The sequence below is a fragment of the Pseudomonas sp. C9-3 genome, from assembly GCF_032392015.1.
Taxonomy (GTDB): Bacteria; Pseudomonadota; Gammaproteobacteria; order Pseudomonadales; family Pseudomonadaceae; genus Pseudomonas; species Pseudomonas nitroreducens.
In genome coordinates, this window is record NZ_CP135919.1 from 739,658 (window position 1) to 755,080 (window position 15,423).

Sequence of the window (15,423 nt, forward strand, 5' to 3'; positions counted from 1 at the left end):
AAAGGATGCAGGGGAGTACCAGCCGGGGAAGGTCTTGCAGGTAAGAAATGCAGCGGAGAGGAGGCGGGAAAAAAGAAAGGCACCCAAGGGGTGCCTGAATATGATCATGGAGTAAGTCGACAAATCTGATTCCGGGGCGGAAGCGAAGTTCCCGGCCCCCGGAAAAATTTTTCAGATCATCACTTCTCCGGCACCAGCGTCAGGCGCTTCACGCCGTAGACCTTTTCAAGGTTCTGCGACTGGAAGGGGAAGCTCATGTAGTTGCCCTTCAGCCAGGCGTCGATACCGTCTGCGTAGTGCGGGCTGGCCGGGTTGCCGGATTGGCCGCTGCTGTTGAGGCCGATCATCGGCTCGCTCTGGCCGAAATCGACGACGATGCGCATGGCCGGGATCAGCCAGGTGTTGAAGTCCTGGCCCCAGTGGTAGGCCGAGACGTTCAGCGTGCTGTGGTCGCCGCCGGCCGGGTAGGGGCCGCGGTCCAGGTAGCCCTTGATCGCGCCGAGGCTGGCGCGCTCGCCGGCACTGAGGTTGGGCGCCATCTTGGTGCTGTCGCTGACCCACTCGTAGGTGTGCAGCTTGCCCCACTGCCAGGCGCGGCGGTCGCTGCCCAGCTTCTGTTCGCAGAAGGCGGTGGCGGCAGCGAGGCTGCGGGCGAGGATGGTCGGTTTGTCTTCCTTCTGCGGGGTGCGGGTGTCATCCCAGAACGGGCTGTCGTCACGGCCCAGCAGGTGGTCGGCCTGGGCCGAGTAGGAGAGGTTGGCAGTCTCGACGAAGGCTTTCCAGGACGGGCTGTCCTCCGGGCCCAGTTCATCGAGGAAGATCTGTTTGCTGCTCTCCTGCAGGAAGGCTTCGTACAGGGCGGCGTCGCCGGAGGTGGCCGAGAGCTTGCCGTCGAACGCCATGATCCGGTCCAGCGCTTCGCGGGCGCGGGCGCGCTGGTCGGCGGGCAGGGCGTCGATGGCCTTCTTCAGCGGCTGAGCCATGCCCGGTGCATCGAACATGGCCTGCAGCTTGCCGGCAAAGGGTGTGGTCTGGTCGTACTGCATGGCGATCATGCTGCGGTAGTCGTGGCTCTTGCTGCCGCCAGCGAGCTGGGCGATGCGCTCGTAGCGCTCCGGGTAGTACCAGGAACTGGACAGCTGCGCGCCATAGCCTGGTTGCACGCTGCGGTGGTTGGCGGTGCCCAGCCAGCCCTGCTGCGGGTCCTGGTCGGACGGGTGGAGGATCGGATCGGCGTAGCCGTCCCAGTCATAGCGGCCGTCCCAGCCGGGCGAAGGCAGCAGGCCGCGGCCTTCCTTGCGGTTGGGGAAGCGCCCGGTGACCTGCCAGCCGATGTGCTTCTCGTCGGCGAACACGATGTTCAGCGCCATGGCGCGCACGTCGCGGGTGGCGTCGAAGGCCTGCTCGACGTTCTTCGCGCGGGACAGGTCGAAGAAGGCGTCGAGGGTGCGGTCGGTCTCGCCCTGGATGCTCTGGTAGGCGATGCCGTAGCCGCTGGACAGCGGCAGCGGTTGCAGGTCGTGCTTGCGTTCGCCCAGCGCGCTGTTGAGCAGCGGGCCGTGGCGGGTCTCGTAGATGACTTCGCGGACCGGGCTCTGGCCCTTGATGAAGAAGGTTTCATTGCGCTCGATGGCCGGTTTCCACTGGCCATCGGCGAGGTAGTAGAGCTTGCTGCCCTGGCGCTTCACTTGTTCCAGGAAGAGGTCCTGATTGTCGCCCATGACCATGGTCATGCCCCACGCCAGCTTGCCGTTGAAGCCGGCGACCACGCCCGGTACGCCTGCGATGGAGACGCCCGCGGCGCTGTATTTCGGCGAGCGGATCTGCACGTAGTTCCACACCGAGGGCATGGACAGCGGCAGGTGGGTGTCGTTGGCCAGGATGCTCTTGCCGCTGCGCGTGCGCTGCGGGGCGATGGCCCAGTTGTTGGAGGCGGCGACGCCCATCATCTGCAGGGCGGCGACCTGGCCTGCCGCACGATCCAGGGCGTCGAGGCCGGCGATCCTGCCGTCCAGGCGCAGCCCCTTGAGTTTGTCTGCTTCTTCGAACGGTAGCGCTTCGTCCGGGTAGATCGGCGTCAGCCAGGGCAGCTTGTCGGCACCGACTTTCTGCGCGAGCACCAGGGAGGCGATTTCCTCCTGCAGGTTCACCGCCAGGCCGAAGTTCAGCAGGCTGAAGACCAGCGCAGAGTCTTCCGGCTTCCAGTACTCGGGGCGGTAGCCGGACTCGGCGAGGTCCATCGGCAGCTTGTCGCGGTAGCGGTACAGGTAGGCGTTGACGCCACGTGCGTAGGTCTCGAAGAAGCGCTTGAGGCGTGGCGAGGCGCCGGCGTAGAGGGCGTCCGCGGCCTTCTTCAGGTTCACCGTGCGCATGAAGCGGTCGGTTTCCAGGGCGCCGGGGCCGACCATTTCCGACAGGCGACCCTGGGCCATCAGGCGCAGGCCGACCATCTGGCTGATGCGGTCGCTGGCGTGCACATAACCCAGGGTGAACAGCGCGTCGTGGAAGGTGCTGGTCTCGATCAGCGGCATGCCCAGGCTGTTGCGGCGGATCGACACGTTGTCGGCCAGGCCCTTGATCGGCTGCACGCCGTAGCTCGGCGGTAGGCTGTCGGAATAGCGGTCATTCAGCCAGCCCTGGCAGCCGGTAAGGCTGACAGCGGCAGTGACGGTGGCGGCAAGGCCGAAGCTGGGAAGCCGGCGGAAGGCACGCGGGGCCATGGGGATGTGCTCCTGCACAAAGAGGGTCGCGGAAAAGGCGCTACGTTAGTGAGCCGAGGATAGCTGTGCAAGCCGCGCGGGGCGGGATTTTCAGCAGCCGACGAATAGTTGGGCCAGACAGCAGAAGGCCCGCGCTCGGCGGGCCTTCGGGGCAGTGCTGGAAACCTGGGTCAGGCGCCGTGGCACTTCTTGTACTTGCTGCCGCTGCCGCAGGGGCATGGATCGTTGCGGCCCACGTCCTTGAGCGGGTTACGCGCAGGCTCGTGGCTGTGGTTGCAGTGCGGGCCGTGCACGTGGCCATGGTCATGGTGGTGGTCATGATCGTGGTCGTGGTTGCAGTTCGGACCGTGTACGTGGGGTTCCTGGCTCATGGTGACGCTCACTCGGGGATGAAATCGCCGGGAATTATCTCGCCATTGCGCGCGATGTGCACGCTCTGTCCGAACAGCAGGCCGGTCTTCACTTCGCCGTCGAGGCGGTAGCGGATGGGCTTGTCCGGGTCTTCCAGCAGCTTGACGATGTACTTCATGTGCCGCCACAGGTTGGTGGTCACCGGTACTTCGAAGGTTTCGTGGCCGTTGGCTGGCACTGTGAACCAGTTATTCGACTCGCCTTCGGCCAGGTCGATATCGTTCAGCTTGACCTTGTAGGCCAGGCCGCGGACCGGAAGGCTGAAATCGTTCGGGTTGTCGATGCGGAAATGCAGGACGAATTCCTGCTCCAGCAAACGAGCTTTCACGACGTCGACTTTCTGCAGCTTCACGTCGGGTTGCTCGAAATTACCTGTCATCCAGCCGCAGCCCGAAACAAGGCTGAACAGCCAGCACAGGCTGAGAATTCTTATCATTTGCGCCTGATAATTCATGTCTACCCCTCAAGACGCCCCAGTGTACCAAGCACCTGCTCGGCCGCAAGTTGTTGTTACGTTAAAAGAAGCTGCACCATACTGGCCGAATGTAACCGGCGGGTTAACACAGGAGAGTGAAGATGAGCCGTTATGAAATCGCGTTCTCGGGACAGACTATTCCGGGTGCACAGCTCGATACGGTGAAAGCCAACCTGGCCAGGCTGTTCCAGGCCGACGCCCAGCGCATCGAATTGCTGTTCTCCGGCCGCCGCATGGTGATCAAGAACAACCTCGACGCCGAGGCGGCGGAAAAGTACCGCAGCGTGATCGAACGCGCCGGCGCCGTCGTCGAAGTGGTCGACATGGACGCGCAGATCGAGGAGATCGAGCTGGCTCCACCGCCGCCGACCGAGCCGGTCGGCACCGCAGTACAGCCGGCAGCACCTGCCTCCGGCGCGCAGGGACGCCTGAAAGTAGCGCCGCGCGACGAGTACATGGCCGCTTTCGCCGATGTGGAGGCGCCGGATTTCGGCCTTGCCCCGGTAGGCGCCGACCTGCAGGACGAAAAACCCGAGGCCGCCGCGCCGCGCGTGGACCTCAGCCAGTTCAGCGTCGCCCCGGTGGGCAGCGACATGGGCCAGGCCAAGCCCGCGCCGGCAGGGCCTGCGCCGGACACCAGCCACCTCAAGCTGCAGGACTGATCAGTCGCCCTGGTGCGGGTCGTCCTTGTAGACGAACTTGGGCATTTCCCAGCGGAAACGGATTGCCAGCATGCGGAACAGGAAGCCGGCGAACAGGGTGATCAGCATGGCCTGCTCCTTGGGCAGGTCGATCTGCAGACAGATCAGATAGCACCAGGCGCTGGCGAAGGACACGCTGGCGTACAGCTCGCGGCGGAAGATCAGCGGCACGTCGTTGCAGAAGATATCCCGCAGGATGCCGCCGAAGACCCCGGTGATCACACCGCTGACGGCAGCGATCAGCAGGCTGTGGCCCATCTCCAGGCTGACCTGGCAACCGATCAGGGTGAAGGCCACCAGGCCCACGGCGTCGAGCGCGAGGAACATCGAGCGCAGGTGGCGCATCAGCGGGGCGATGAACACGGTGACCAACGCGGCGCCAGCGGTGAGCGCCAGGTACTCCGGGTGGCGCACCCAGGTCAGCGGGTAATGGCCCAGCAGCATGTCGCGCACCGAGCCGCCGCCCAGGGCGGTGACGCAGGCCACCAGTACCACGCCGAACAGGTCCATGCTGCGCCGGCCGGCGGACAGAGCGCCGGTCATGGCTTCGGCGGTGATGGCGATGATGTAGAGAACGGTCAGCAGCATGGCGAGGTCCGGCAGGAGTAGCCGGTGCGGCGAATCACCGCCGCCCCGGAAAAAAGCGCGGATTCTAGCCCAGACACCGAACGCCCCCAAGGGGGGCGAGCGGGCACTTCACTCGATCCACGGGCCGCAGCATTTCTTCAGCTTGCCTCCGGCACCGCAGGGGCAGGGGTCATTGCGCCCCAGCTTCATCGGCACGGTGGGGTCGAGGAAGTACCAGCGGCCGTCGCGCTGGACGAATCCCGAGCATTCGCGGTGGCTGTGCTCGCCGCCGGCGTCGTGCCAGCGCGCGATGAAGGTCACCCGCGCGTGCTCCGGCTGGCCGCCGAGCACTTCATGGCTGACCACTTCCAAACCCAGCCAGGTGCTGCCCAGGCTCCAGGTACGGATGGCCTCCAGGTCCAGCCCTTGCTGCTGGGCCGGCAGCGTCGTGTTGCGCAGGTAATCCACCAGGCCCAGCGCGTAGGCGCTGTAGCGCGAGCGCATCAGCGCCTCTGCGGTGGGGGCCGCGACGCCGGCATGGAAGCGCCCGCAGCAGTCCGGTAATGGACGGCCGCTGCCGCAGGGGCAGGTCGGTTCGATCATGGTCACCACCAGTACTTGCCGAAATTTTCCGGGTTGGCCCAGAACTTCGCGTTGAGCCAGTCCGGGACCTGTTTGTATTCGTGCAGATCGTAGGTGAACAGCGTGATCACCTGGGCGTCGCGCTGGAAGCGCTCGCTGGCCTGCATGGCCAGGGCGTAGAAGTCCGCATCCTGCGCCTGGGCGGCGTCGAGGTCGACCAGTACGGCCACGCGGCTGCTGTTGAGGTTGCGGATGCCGCCCACCAGTTGCTGTGCCTCTCGGCGCGGCAAGTGCTCCAGGCAGTCGGCCAGCAGCGCCAGGTCGTAGCGCTGAGCGGCCAGCTCCGCTGGCAATGCGCCGGCATCGGCGTGGAACAGCTCGCAATCCGGATGCGCCGCGAGGAAGGCATCCACGGCCGGGATCTGGCTGGCGCCCACCAGCAGCAAACGCTGCGGTGCGTAGCGGTCGAGCAGGGCGGCGAGGGCTTGTTGCGGCGTGCGTGTCGAAATCATCGGGCTCGTCAAAAGGCAAAAAATAATGAACGAAGACTAGCGTGTGACACCCATATGGCCTAGTGCTGGCGCATTCTGTCAGTCACGTCTTTACTCGGTAATTGTCGGTCAAGACCCGATCATTAGAGGAGACATAACTTTATGAGCATCACAAGGACCGCTTTACCCCTGCTGCTGGTAAGCACGTTGCTCACCGGTTGCGCAGGGCTGCAGAAGTCCGATTGGCCGACTTGCGCCGTGGTTGGCGGTGTCGGTGGCGCAGGTCTGGGTTCCATCGAAAGCAGCGCCTGGGCCGGTTGGGGAGCCCTGATCGGTGGCGTGCTGGGTGCGTCCTACTGCTGGGTACATGGCGCCGCCGAACAGGTGGCCGAGGTCCCGCCGCCTGCGCCGGCTCCTGAGCCTGCTCCGGCTCCGCTGCCCAAGGAAGAGACCATCGTGGTGCGTGACCTGCACTTCGCCTTCGACTCGTCGAAGATCGATGCGCAGGACAAGGACAAGCTCGACACCATCGCTACCCGCCTGAAAGGCGAGGCCGCGAGCACCGAGCTGAACATCGGCGGCCATACCGACAGCATCGGTACCGACGCCTACAACCAGAAACTGTCCGAGCGCCGCGCCAACGCCGTGTCCAACTACCTGGTCGATGCCGGCGTGCCTGCCAGCAGCATCAAGTCGGTGGTCGGTTATGGCGAGAGCCAGCCGGTCGCAGACAACAAGACCAAGGAAGGCCGCGCCGAGAACCGTCGCGTAGAGATCAAGATCACGCGTCAGTAAGTCGCTGTGATGTAGTCCGCAAAGGGGGCCTGGTGGCCCCCTTTGTCATTCCCGGTTGCCACTGGCATAGCCGGGAGCAGAGGCGTATGTTCCCCGGCAAAGAAAAAACCGGGGGCATTTCATGAAAGCGTTGTTGGGGCTGGGCAAGCTGATTGCCCTGTTGTTCTGGCTGGCGGTGCTGGCCAACCTGATCCAACCCTTCGCACATCCCTTCGCCCTGCTGCTCAATGCGGCCGGCGCGCTGATCCTGCTGATCCACATCCTCGAAGTCCTGGCGCTGCGCAAGCGCCTGCAGGGGCGCCCGCATCCGGGCATGGATCGCCTGCAGATCCTGCTGTTCGGCGTCTTTCATTTCGCGACCCTGCCGCAGCCGGCAGTGGCACAACCGGCACCCGCAAAAGTAGAAGGAGATACCCATGCGTAAGTCGCTGCTGGGCCTGGCGCTGTTCGCCCCGTTGGCCTGTTCGGCTGCCGGCACCGTCTCGGTGGAAGCCAACACCGTGCTGCGTCTGCCGGTGAAGGGCGACAGCCTGAGCCTGGACCGTATCAGTGTCGGCCCGGAGGGCGCGCTGCTGATCCCGTCGCGGGTCAAGGAGCTGAAGATCGGCGAGTTGGACCTGGCGAAGAATGCGCGGATCGGCGTTTTCCCGGGCAATGATGCGTTGCAGATCGAAGTGCAGCACGGCAACCTCGCCGACGGCAGCGTGATCGCCGCGCAAGGTAGCTCCGGCAGCTTCGAGAAGCCCGCCAGCGGCGGCCGCAATCTGCTGCTGCGGCTGCAGGATGTGGCGGTGGAGAATCTGCTGATCGACGTCCGCGGCGGTGTCGGCGCACCGGGCTATGACGGCCTGGACGGCGGCAGCGCACAGACTTCCGGCTGCCTCTGGGGCAGCGGCAAATCCGCCGGTGACGGGCAGGATGGCGCCGATGGCAAGACGGGCGCACCGGGTGGCGTGGTACGCCTGGAGGTGCCGGAGCAGTTCGACGTCGAGAAGGTCAAGGTACGCCTGGAAGGCGGTGCCGGCGGTGCGGGCGGCAAGCCTGGCAAGGCCGGACAGCGCAGCGGCGAGAAAGGCTGCTGGTTCTATTCGGTGGCGGGTGAGAGACCCGGCGCGCAAGGCAAGGGCGGTGCAGAAGGGGCGAAGGGCAGCGAAGGCCGCCTGGACGTGAAACGCTTCTGAATCCCAGGCTCGTTCCAACTCAAGGCCCGCCCGGCAAGCCAGGCGGGCCTTTTGTTTACCAGTGCGGGCGTGCTGCGACGAAGGCCACCAGTGCCATGCCGATCAGCAGGTTCAGGCCCACGGTCTTGCGGATCTTGCCCAGCGCGGCACCGCCAGCCGGCCAGTCCTCTGCGCCCACCGCGCGGCGCAGTTCCGGCAGCTGCAGCGCCTGGATGCGCAGGAACAGCGCGAGCATCGCCACATACAACCCCATCATCACCTGCACGTAGCGCGGTGCGCCGGCCATGCCGTTGAAGCTCAGGTGCAGCATGCCCACGCCGGTCACCGGCAGCAGGATCACTGCCGCCCACACCCAGCGGAAGAAGCGCGGGAATACCTCCAGCCACAGCTTCAGCCGGGCTGGCGCTTCCAGTGCGGCGACGGCGGCCGGGCGCAGCACCATCCAGGCGAAGAACATGCCGCCGACCCAGACCAGGGCGGCCAGCAGGTGCAGGGCATAGACGAAGGCAAAGGGTGTCATTCGGACGATCTCCGCTGGCGATTGAAGACAAGCGCGCTATCATAGCCGCCGATTCGAACCACTGAAAATTTATCCAGCATCCGGATGTGTCCGCAAGACACGCTCCGGGGCCCGGGAAGTCCATGCTCAGCAACGAACTCAAGGCCACGATCCAGGGCGCCTACTCGCGCTTCCTCGAGGCCAAGGAACTCAAGCCGCGCTACGGCCAGCGCCTGATGATCGCCGAAGTCGCCAAGGTCCTGGGGACCATTGCCAGCGACGAGGAAGGCCATCGCCTGGGCGATGCCGCCGTGGTCGCCGTGGAAGCCGGCACCGGCACCGGCAAGACCGTCGCCTACAGCCTTGCCGCCATCGCCTGCGCCAAGGCCGCCGGCAAGCGCCTGGTCGTCGCTACCGCCACCGTCGCCCTGCAGGAGCAGATCGTCCACAAGGACCTGCCCGACCTGCTGCGCAACTCCGGCCTGTCGTTCAGCTTCGCCCTGGCCAAGGGGCGCGGGCGCTACATGTGCCTGTCCAAGCTCGACCACCTGCTGCAGGAAGGCCAGGCGCAGAGCGCTACCGCCCAGCTGTTCGAGGAGGAAGGCTTCCGCATCGACGTGGACGAGACCTCCACCAAGCTGTTCAACCAGATGATCGAGCGCCTGGCCGGCAACCGCTGGGACGGCGACCGCGACTCCTGGCCCGAAGCCATCGAGGACGCGCAGTGGGCGCAGGTCACCACCGACCACAGCCAGTGCACCAACCGCCATTGCCCGAACTTCCAGCAGTGCGCCTTCTACAAGGCGCGCGAAGGCATGACCAAGGTCGACGTGATTGTCACCAACCATGACCTGGTGCTGGCCGACCTGGCACTGGGCGGCGGGGCGATCCTGCCCGACCCGCGCGATACCCTCTACGTGTTCGACGAAGGTCACCACCTGCCGGACAAGGCCATCGGCCACTTCGCCCACTTCACCCGCCTGCGCGCCACCGCCGACTGGCTGGGCCAGGTGGAGAAGAACCTGACCAAGCTGCTGGCGCAGAACCCGCTGCCGGGCGACCTCGGCCGCCTGATCGAGCAGGTGCCGGAGTTGGCCCGCGAGCTGCGCACGCACCAGCAGTTCATGTTCACTGCTTGCGAGGAGGTCGGCGACTTCCGTGCCGGCGAGGACATGGAAGGCCGTGAGCGGCCGCGCCATCGCTTCGAAGGCGGGGTGATCCCCGAGCACATCCGCGAGATGGGCATCGAGCTGAAGAAGGGCTTCTCCAAGCTCACCGACCTCTTTACCCGTCTGACCGAACTGCTCAAGGAAGCCATGGACGGGGAGGGCAGCGTCGGCATCGCCAGCCACCAGGCCGAAGAATGGTACCCGCTGTTCGGCAGCCTGCTGTCCCGCGCCCAGGGCAACTGGGAACTGTGGACCGCCTTCACCAGCGAGGACCCGGAAGACAGCCCGCCCATGGCGCGCTGGCTGACCCTCGCCGAGAGCGGCACCTTCTACGATATCGAGGCCAACGCCAGCCCGATCCTCGCCGCCGAGACCCTGCGCCGCAACCTGTGGAACGTGGCCTACGGCGTACTGGTGACCTCCGCGACCCTGACTGCCCTGGGCACCTTCGACCGCTACCGCATGCGCGCCGGCCTGCCGCGCGCGGCGGTCACCGCCGTGGTGCCGAGCCCGTTCCACCATGCAGATGCCGGCGTGCTGCGCGTACCGGACCTCAAGGCCGACCCGCGCGATGCTGCCGCGCATACCGGCGCGATCATTCGCGAGCTGCCGGAGATAGTCGAAGGTTCGCGTGGCTCGCTGATCCTGTTCTCCTCGCGCAAGCAGATGCAGGAAGTCTTCGACGGCCTGGACCGCGACTGGCGCAAGCGCGTGCTGATCCAGGGCAACCTGTCCAAGCAGGAAACCCTGAACAAGCACCGCTCCCGCGTGGACGATGGCGAGCCGAGCGTGCTGTTCGGCCTGGCCAGCTTCTCCGAGGGCGTGGACCTGCCCGGCGCCTATTGCGAGCATGTGGTGATCGCCAAGATTCCCTTCGCCGTTCCGGACGATCCGGTGGAAGCGGCGCTGTCGGAATGGATCGAGGCGCGCGGCGGCAATCCCTTCATGGAGATCGCCGTGCCCGACGCCTCGCTGCGTCTGGTGCAGGCCTGTGGCCGACTGCTGCGGACCGAGCAGGACCGCGGCACCATTACGCTGCTGGACCGTCGCGTCGTGACGCAACGCTATGGCAAGGCCATTCTTAATGCATTGCCGCCGTTCCGCCGCGAAATCGCTTGAGTGTGCGGGAGCGAGTTCCCGCGCTGGCTGTCAAACGATCGCCCGCCGTCCGGCGGGCGTGTTGCAAGGATTCGAATCCATGACTTCGATGCGTTGGCATCTGCCGTTGCTGCTCAGCCTGGCCATCGCCAGTGCCCCGGCCTGGTCGGCTGGCGGCAATGAAACCCTGTTCAACTTCGTCAAGCCGATGGCTGTGGTCTCGATCACCACACAGAACGCCGACCTGCCCAGTTCCACCGCCGAAGCCACGCCCGAGGGCGAGATCCTGCGTCGGGTGAACTTCAACCCGGCGCCGCAGCCGACCCTGCGCCTGGCACCGTCCAGCGGCAGTTGGGACTGGTCGCAGTCGGACAGCATGAGCCTGCGCATCCAGAACGCCATGGACTGGGCCATCACCCTGGAAGTGGAAATCGAAGGGGTTGCCGGCGCCCCCGGCCTGCGCGCGAGCATCGCCTTGCCGCCGGGCCCGGCGCAGACTCTGGTGATCCCGCTGCACGCCATCGCCCCGGAAGATTTCGGCATGCGCGCCGGCGTGCCCATGCCCGTGACCCAGGACGGCCAGCGCCTGTTGCTGGCGAGCAAGGTCACCGGCGAGCTGAACCGCAGCCAGGTTGGTGCGGTGAAGCTGTTCCTGACTTCGCCCAAGGCAGCCCAGGACATTCTCGTCGGCCGCTTCGGCACCCGCGCCGGCAATGACGAATACCACAAGGCGTACACCGGCATCGTCGATGGCTTCGGCCAGTCCACCCGCAGCGACTGGCCGGAAAAGGTCAAGAGTGCCGAGCAACTGGCCAACGCCTGGAAAGGCGAAGGCGAACAGCTGAGCAAATGGAAGCCCGCGCCTGGTCGCGATGCCTTTGGTGGGCTGCTGGATGGCCCGGCCTTCGAAGGCACCGGCTTCTTCCGCACCGAAAAGCGCAATGGCCGCTGGTGGCTGGTGACGCCCGAAGGGCACTCGTTCTGGTCCATGGGCGTCAACGCGGTGAATGCCGACAGCAGCCAGACCTACGTCGAAGGCCGCGAATACATGTTCGCCAGCCTGCCCAAGGAGGACGAGCCGCTGGCCGTCTTCTACGGCCAGCGCGACGACCGCAGCGGCGTCGGCGCCCAGCAGGGCCGTGCGTTCGGCAACGGGCGCTGGTTCGATTTCTATGCCGCCAACCGCTTCCGCGCCGATGGTGGACTGACCGGCGACGCCGCGGCAGCTGCCTGGCGCGAGCGCACCGTACAGCGCCTGGGCTCCTGGGGCTTCAATACCCTGGGCGACTGGAGTGATCCGGCCTTCGCCGACGATCCGCGCATGCCCTACAGCGTGCCACTGTCCATCAGCGGCGATTACGCCACGGTGAGCACCGGCTACGACTGGTGGGGCGCCATGCCCGACCCCTTCGACCCGCGCTTTGCCATGGCCGCCGAGCGCGCCATCGCCATCGCCGCCCGCGACCATCGCGAGGATGCATGGCTGCTGGGCTACTACGCCGACAATGAACTGGCCTGGGCCGGCCGTGGCGACGACGACCAGGCGCACTTCGCCCTGGCCTTCGGCACGCTCAAGCTGTCCACCGACAGCCCGGCCAAGCGCGCCTTCATCAAGCAGCTCAAGGACAAGTACGAGGATCACGAACAGCTCGCCGAGGCCTGGGGCGTGCAGCTGGGCTCCTGGGAAGACCTCGATGCGCCGGGCTACCAGGCGCCGGTTCCGAGCGAAGCGCACCCGGCTATTGCCCAGGACTACAGCGCCTTCCTGCGCCTGTATGCCGACCAGTACTTCAAGACCCTGAAGGACTCGCTGCAATGGCATGCGCCGAACCACCTGCTGCTCGGCCCGCGCTTCGCCGTCAGCACGCCGGAGGCGCTGGCCTCCTGCGCGCAGTACTGCGACATCCTCAGCTTCAACCTCTACGTACCGCTGCCGCAGCAGGGCTTCGACGCCAACTACGTGCGCAGCCTGGACAAGCCGGTACTGATCACCGAGTTCCACTTCGGCTCCCGCGACCGCGGGCCGTTCTGGGGTGGTGTCGCCGAGGTGTACAACGAGCAGCAGCGTGGTGAGGCGTACCAGCGCTTCCTCGCCGAGGCGGCGAAGCAGCCGAACATCGTCGGCGCGCACTGGTTCCAGTACATCGACCAGCCGGTGACCGGCCGCCTGCTCGATGGCGAGAACGGCCATATCGGCCTGGTCGGCATCACCGACCTGCCGTTCACCGGCTTCGTCGACGCCGTGCGCAAAGCCAACCAGCAGACACTCAAGGGTATCGACGAGCAGGCCCGCGCCGCCGCCAAGGTGGCGCCGGAGCCCGCACCGAAACCGGTGCCGGCCGACGACAGCGATGACGAGGAGCAGGCGTCGGAGCAATGATTCGTCATTCGTGAAGCCGCACCCTGCCTTCGGCAGGGTTCCCAGGGGCGGAGCGCGCTGAAAGAATGGCGCCTTCGCCCCTGCTCATTTCCGGAGTTTGAGATGACCCTGAACGGCCACTGCGATCCGCGCTTCACTCCCGTTGCCGATGCTTTCAGCGCGCTGTTCGAGGACCCGCAGGAGCGTGGTGCGGCGTTGTGCATCCAGGTCGGCGGCGAAACCGTGGTCGATCTCTGGGCTGGCAGCGCGGGCAAGGAACCGGGCCAGGACTGGCAGGCCGATACGCTGCTCAACCTGTTCTCCTGCACCAAGACCTTCGCTGCCGTCGCTGCGCTGCAACTGGTGGGAGAAGGGCGGCTCGACCTTGATGCGCCGGTGGCGCGCTATTGGCCGGAGTTCGAGCAGGCCGGCAAGCAGGGCATCACCGTGCGCCAGCTCCTGTGCCATCGCGCGGGCCTGCCGGCTATTCGCGAGCCGCTGGCGCCCGAGGCGCTGTACGACTGGGGCACCATGACGGCCGCGCTGGCCGGCGAAACGCCCTGGTGGACACCCGGCGCCGAGCATGGCTATGCCCCCATCACCTACGGCTGGCTGATCGGCGAAGTGATCCGCCGTGTCGACGGTCGCGAGCCGGGCGCCGCCATCGTCGAGCGAACGGCCAAGCCATTGGGGCTGGATTTCCACATCGGCCTGGATGACGCCGAATTCCACCGTGTAGCGCACATCGCCCGCGGCAAGGGCAACCTGGGCGACGCCGCGGCGCAACGGCTGCTGCGGACCATGATGACCGACGCCGCCGCACTTTCCACCCGCGCCTTCACCAATCCGCCGTCGGTGCTCACCAGCACCAACAAGCCGGAATGGCGGCGCATGTCGCAGCCGGCGGCCAATGGCCATGGCAATGCGCGCTCGCTGGCGGGCTTCTACGATGGCCTCCTGCAGGGCAAGTTGCTGGACGAAGTGCTGCTGGCCGAGCTCACCCGCGAACATGCCGTCGGCGAGGATCGAACTTTGTTGACCTGTACGCGCTTCGGTCTTGGTTGCATGCTTGACCAGCCGAATGTCGCCAACGCCACCTACGGCCTTGGCCCGCAGGCCTTCGGCCATCCTGGGGCCGGTGGCTCCATCGGCTTCGCCGACCCGGAGCGTGAGCTGGCCTTCGGGTTCGTCGTCAACACCCTTGGCCCCTACGTGCTGATGGACCCACGCGCCCAGCGCCTGGCGCGCCTCGCCGGCGACTGCCTGTAGCGACGAGCGGGAGGAACCTTCCTTCCGCCGCACCTTCTTAAGGTCGTCCGCTTTTGCCGTCGCGCTTGCGTGCGTGACGGCGTTCCCCGCGTGCAAACATGCGCCGCTCGTCAGTTCGCGATTAAAATCTCGTTCCAACTGAGTAAGTTATGTACAACTCTTAAGCCGATTGCTGAAGTCAGGGTGCCACCGCCTACCGGTGGCGCCTGGCCTCCCTTCATGTTCCGACTTGTGGAATCGCTCCCATGAACCTGCTGTTCTCGAATTCGCTGAAAGTCTCCACTCTTGCGCTGTGCGTCGGTCTTTCCGCCTGCAGCCAGTTCCAGTCCCAGGACCAGGCCAAGGCGCCGGATAGCGCCGTGGCCGTTGCCAAGCCCGGCACCGCTCACTGGTGGTGGCCCTTCGGTGGCGACGAGGAAGCGAGCGCGGCCGCGCCCACACCGCAGAAGAAGCCGGTCGAGGCAGCCAAGGTCGCCGATGCCGGCAGCCAGCAGCCCGGTGGCCACTGGTGGTGGCCATTCGGTGTGAGCGACAGCAAGCCTGGCGCCGAGAAAGCCGCCAAGCCGCAGGACACCAAGGTCAGCAAGGAATGGCTGGACCAGCACGAGAAGTCCCTGCGTGAAGCGGTAGCCGGCAGCAAGTTCACCGTCGAGCGCCGCGAAAACGCCCTGGTACTGATCGCGCCGGTGGAAGGCTCCTTCAATCCCAAGCGCCCTGAATTGCTGCTGCCGATCACCCTGGCGCCGCTGGGCAACGTGGCGAAGATGCTGCAGAACGATCCGGAGAGCGGCGTACTGGTACTCGGCCACAGCGACAGCTCGGGCGACAAGGCGACCAATGACAAGGTCAGCCTGCAGCGCGCCCAGGCGGTCTCCTCGATCTTCCGCCTCAGCGGCCTGGGCGCCGACCGTCTGCGCCTGAAAGGCGTCGGCTCCAGCCTGCCGCGCGCTGACAACGCCAGCGCCGAAGGCCGCGCGCTGAACCGTCGCGTCGAAGTGCTGGTAACCCAGCGCACCAGCCTGCTGGCGCTCGCCCAGGCCAACTGATCCGCCGCACGCAAAGCGTCATTCCGCCTGGAATGACGCTTGTCGTGGATCAAGCGAGAA

At 66.0% G+C, this 15,423-nt stretch carries 15 protein-coding genes; 8 read left to right on the forward strand and 7 right to left on the reverse strand.

Features of this window, described 5'->3' with window-relative positions; translation table 11 throughout:
• Positions 1-179: 179 nt before the first annotated feature.
• The 3 genes from RS899_RS03270 to RS899_RS03280 all read right to left on the reverse strand — a co-directional run bounded on the left by RS899_RS03270 (position 180) and on the right by RS899_RS03280 (position 3,585).
• Positions 180-2,720, reverse strand: a complete 2,541-nt coding sequence (locus RS899_RS03270) for a penicillin acylase family protein (protein ID WP_054908835.1) — start codon at positions 2,718-2,720, stop codon at positions 180-182.
• Between the two features lie 170 nt (positions 2,721-2,890).
• A complete protein-coding gene (locus tag RS899_RS03275; RefSeq protein ID WP_024765232.1) occupies positions 2,891-3,091 on the reverse strand; it encodes an SEC-C metal-binding domain-containing protein in 201 nt (66 codons plus the stop codon).
• Positions 3,092-3,099: 8 nt separating this feature from the next.
• On the reverse strand, positions 3,100-3,585 hold the full coding sequence (locus RS899_RS03280; protein ID WP_024765231.1) for an LEA type 2 family protein: 486 nt from the start codon (positions 3,583-3,585) through the stop codon (positions 3,100-3,102).
• A gap of 122 nt (positions 3,586-3,707) precedes the next feature.
• On the opposite strand from RS899_RS03280, the gene RS899_RS03285 reads away from it, so the two are divergent.
• Positions 3,708-4,268, forward strand: a complete 561-nt coding sequence (locus RS899_RS03285) for a hypothetical protein (protein ID WP_315809084.1) — start codon at positions 3,708-3,710, stop codon at positions 4,266-4,268.
• Here RS899_RS03285 and RS899_RS03290 read toward each other — a convergent pair whose 3' ends face one another.
• The 3 genes from RS899_RS03290 to RS899_RS03300 form a co-directional block, all read right to left on the reverse strand.
• On the reverse strand, positions 4,269-4,895 hold the full coding sequence (locus tag RS899_RS03290; RefSeq protein WP_024765229.1) for a trimeric intracellular cation channel family protein: 627 nt from the start codon (positions 4,893-4,895) through the stop codon (positions 4,269-4,271).
• 108 nt (positions 4,896-5,003) lie between these two features.
• Entirely contained in the window at positions 5,004-5,477 is a 474-nt protein-coding gene (locus RS899_RS03295) for a YchJ family protein (protein WP_054908833.1), read from the reverse strand.
• Positions 5,478-5,479: 2 nt separating this feature from the next.
• On the reverse strand, positions 5,480-5,968 hold the full coding sequence (locus tag RS899_RS03300; protein WP_037007296.1) for a DUF6231 family protein: 489 nt from the start codon (positions 5,966-5,968) through the stop codon (positions 5,480-5,482).
• Positions 5,969-6,109: 141 nt separating this feature from the next.
• On the opposite strand from RS899_RS03300, the gene RS899_RS03305 reads away from it, so the two are divergent.
• From RS899_RS03305 to RS899_RS03315, 3 genes are all read left to right on the forward strand, one after another.
• Complete coding sequence (locus RS899_RS03305; protein WP_024765226.1) at positions 6,110-6,742, forward strand: OmpA family protein; 633 nt, start codon at positions 6,110-6,112, stop codon at positions 6,740-6,742.
• 121 nt (positions 6,743-6,863) lie between these two features.
• Complete coding sequence (locus RS899_RS03310) at positions 6,864-7,166, forward strand: DUF1145 domain-containing protein (protein ID WP_054908832.1); 303 nt, start codon at positions 6,864-6,866, stop codon at positions 7,164-7,166.
• Positions 7,159-7,923, forward strand: coding sequence for a hypothetical protein (locus RS899_RS03315; protein WP_054908831.1), 765 nt, complete (start codon positions 7,159-7,161; stop codon positions 7,921-7,923). The genes RS899_RS03310 and RS899_RS03315 overlap by 8 nt, the downstream gene beginning before the upstream one ends.
• Before the next feature lie 55 nt (positions 7,924-7,978).
• Here the strand turns inward: RS899_RS03315 and RS899_RS03320 are convergent, their stop codons facing one another.
• Complete coding sequence (locus RS899_RS03320; RefSeq protein WP_024765224.1) at positions 7,979-8,443, reverse strand: CopD family protein; 465 nt, start codon at positions 8,441-8,443, stop codon at positions 7,979-7,981.
• Between the two features lie 122 nt (positions 8,444-8,565).
• Between RS899_RS03320 and dinG the strand changes: the two genes are divergently transcribed.
• The 4 genes from dinG to RS899_RS03340 all read left to right on the forward strand — a co-directional run bounded on the left by dinG (position 8,566) and on the right by RS899_RS03340 (position 15,363).
• Positions 8,566-10,710 (forward strand): ATP-dependent DNA helicase DinG, encoded by a 2,145-nt coding sequence (gene dinG / locus RS899_RS03325; RefSeq protein WP_054908830.1) that lies wholly within the window; start codon positions 8,566-8,568, stop codon positions 10,708-10,710.
• Positions 10,711-10,789: 79 nt separating this feature from the next.
• Positions 10,790-13,069 (forward strand): beta-galactosidase, encoded by a 2,280-nt coding sequence (locus tag RS899_RS03330; RefSeq protein WP_315809085.1) that lies wholly within the window; start codon positions 10,790-10,792, stop codon positions 13,067-13,069.
• A 102-nt stretch (positions 13,070-13,171) separates the two neighbouring features.
• Positions 13,172-14,317 carry a serine hydrolase domain-containing protein gene (locus RS899_RS03335; protein ID WP_315809086.1) on the forward strand — a complete coding sequence of 382 codons (1,146 nt, stop codon included), beginning with the start codon at positions 13,172-13,174 and terminating at the stop codon, positions 14,315-14,317.
• Between the two features lie 245 nt (positions 14,318-14,562).
• Positions 14,563-15,363, forward strand: coding sequence for an OmpA family protein (locus RS899_RS03340; protein ID WP_315809087.1), 801 nt, complete (start codon positions 14,563-14,565; stop codon positions 15,361-15,363).
• Positions 15,364-15,423: the final 60 nt, after the last annotated feature.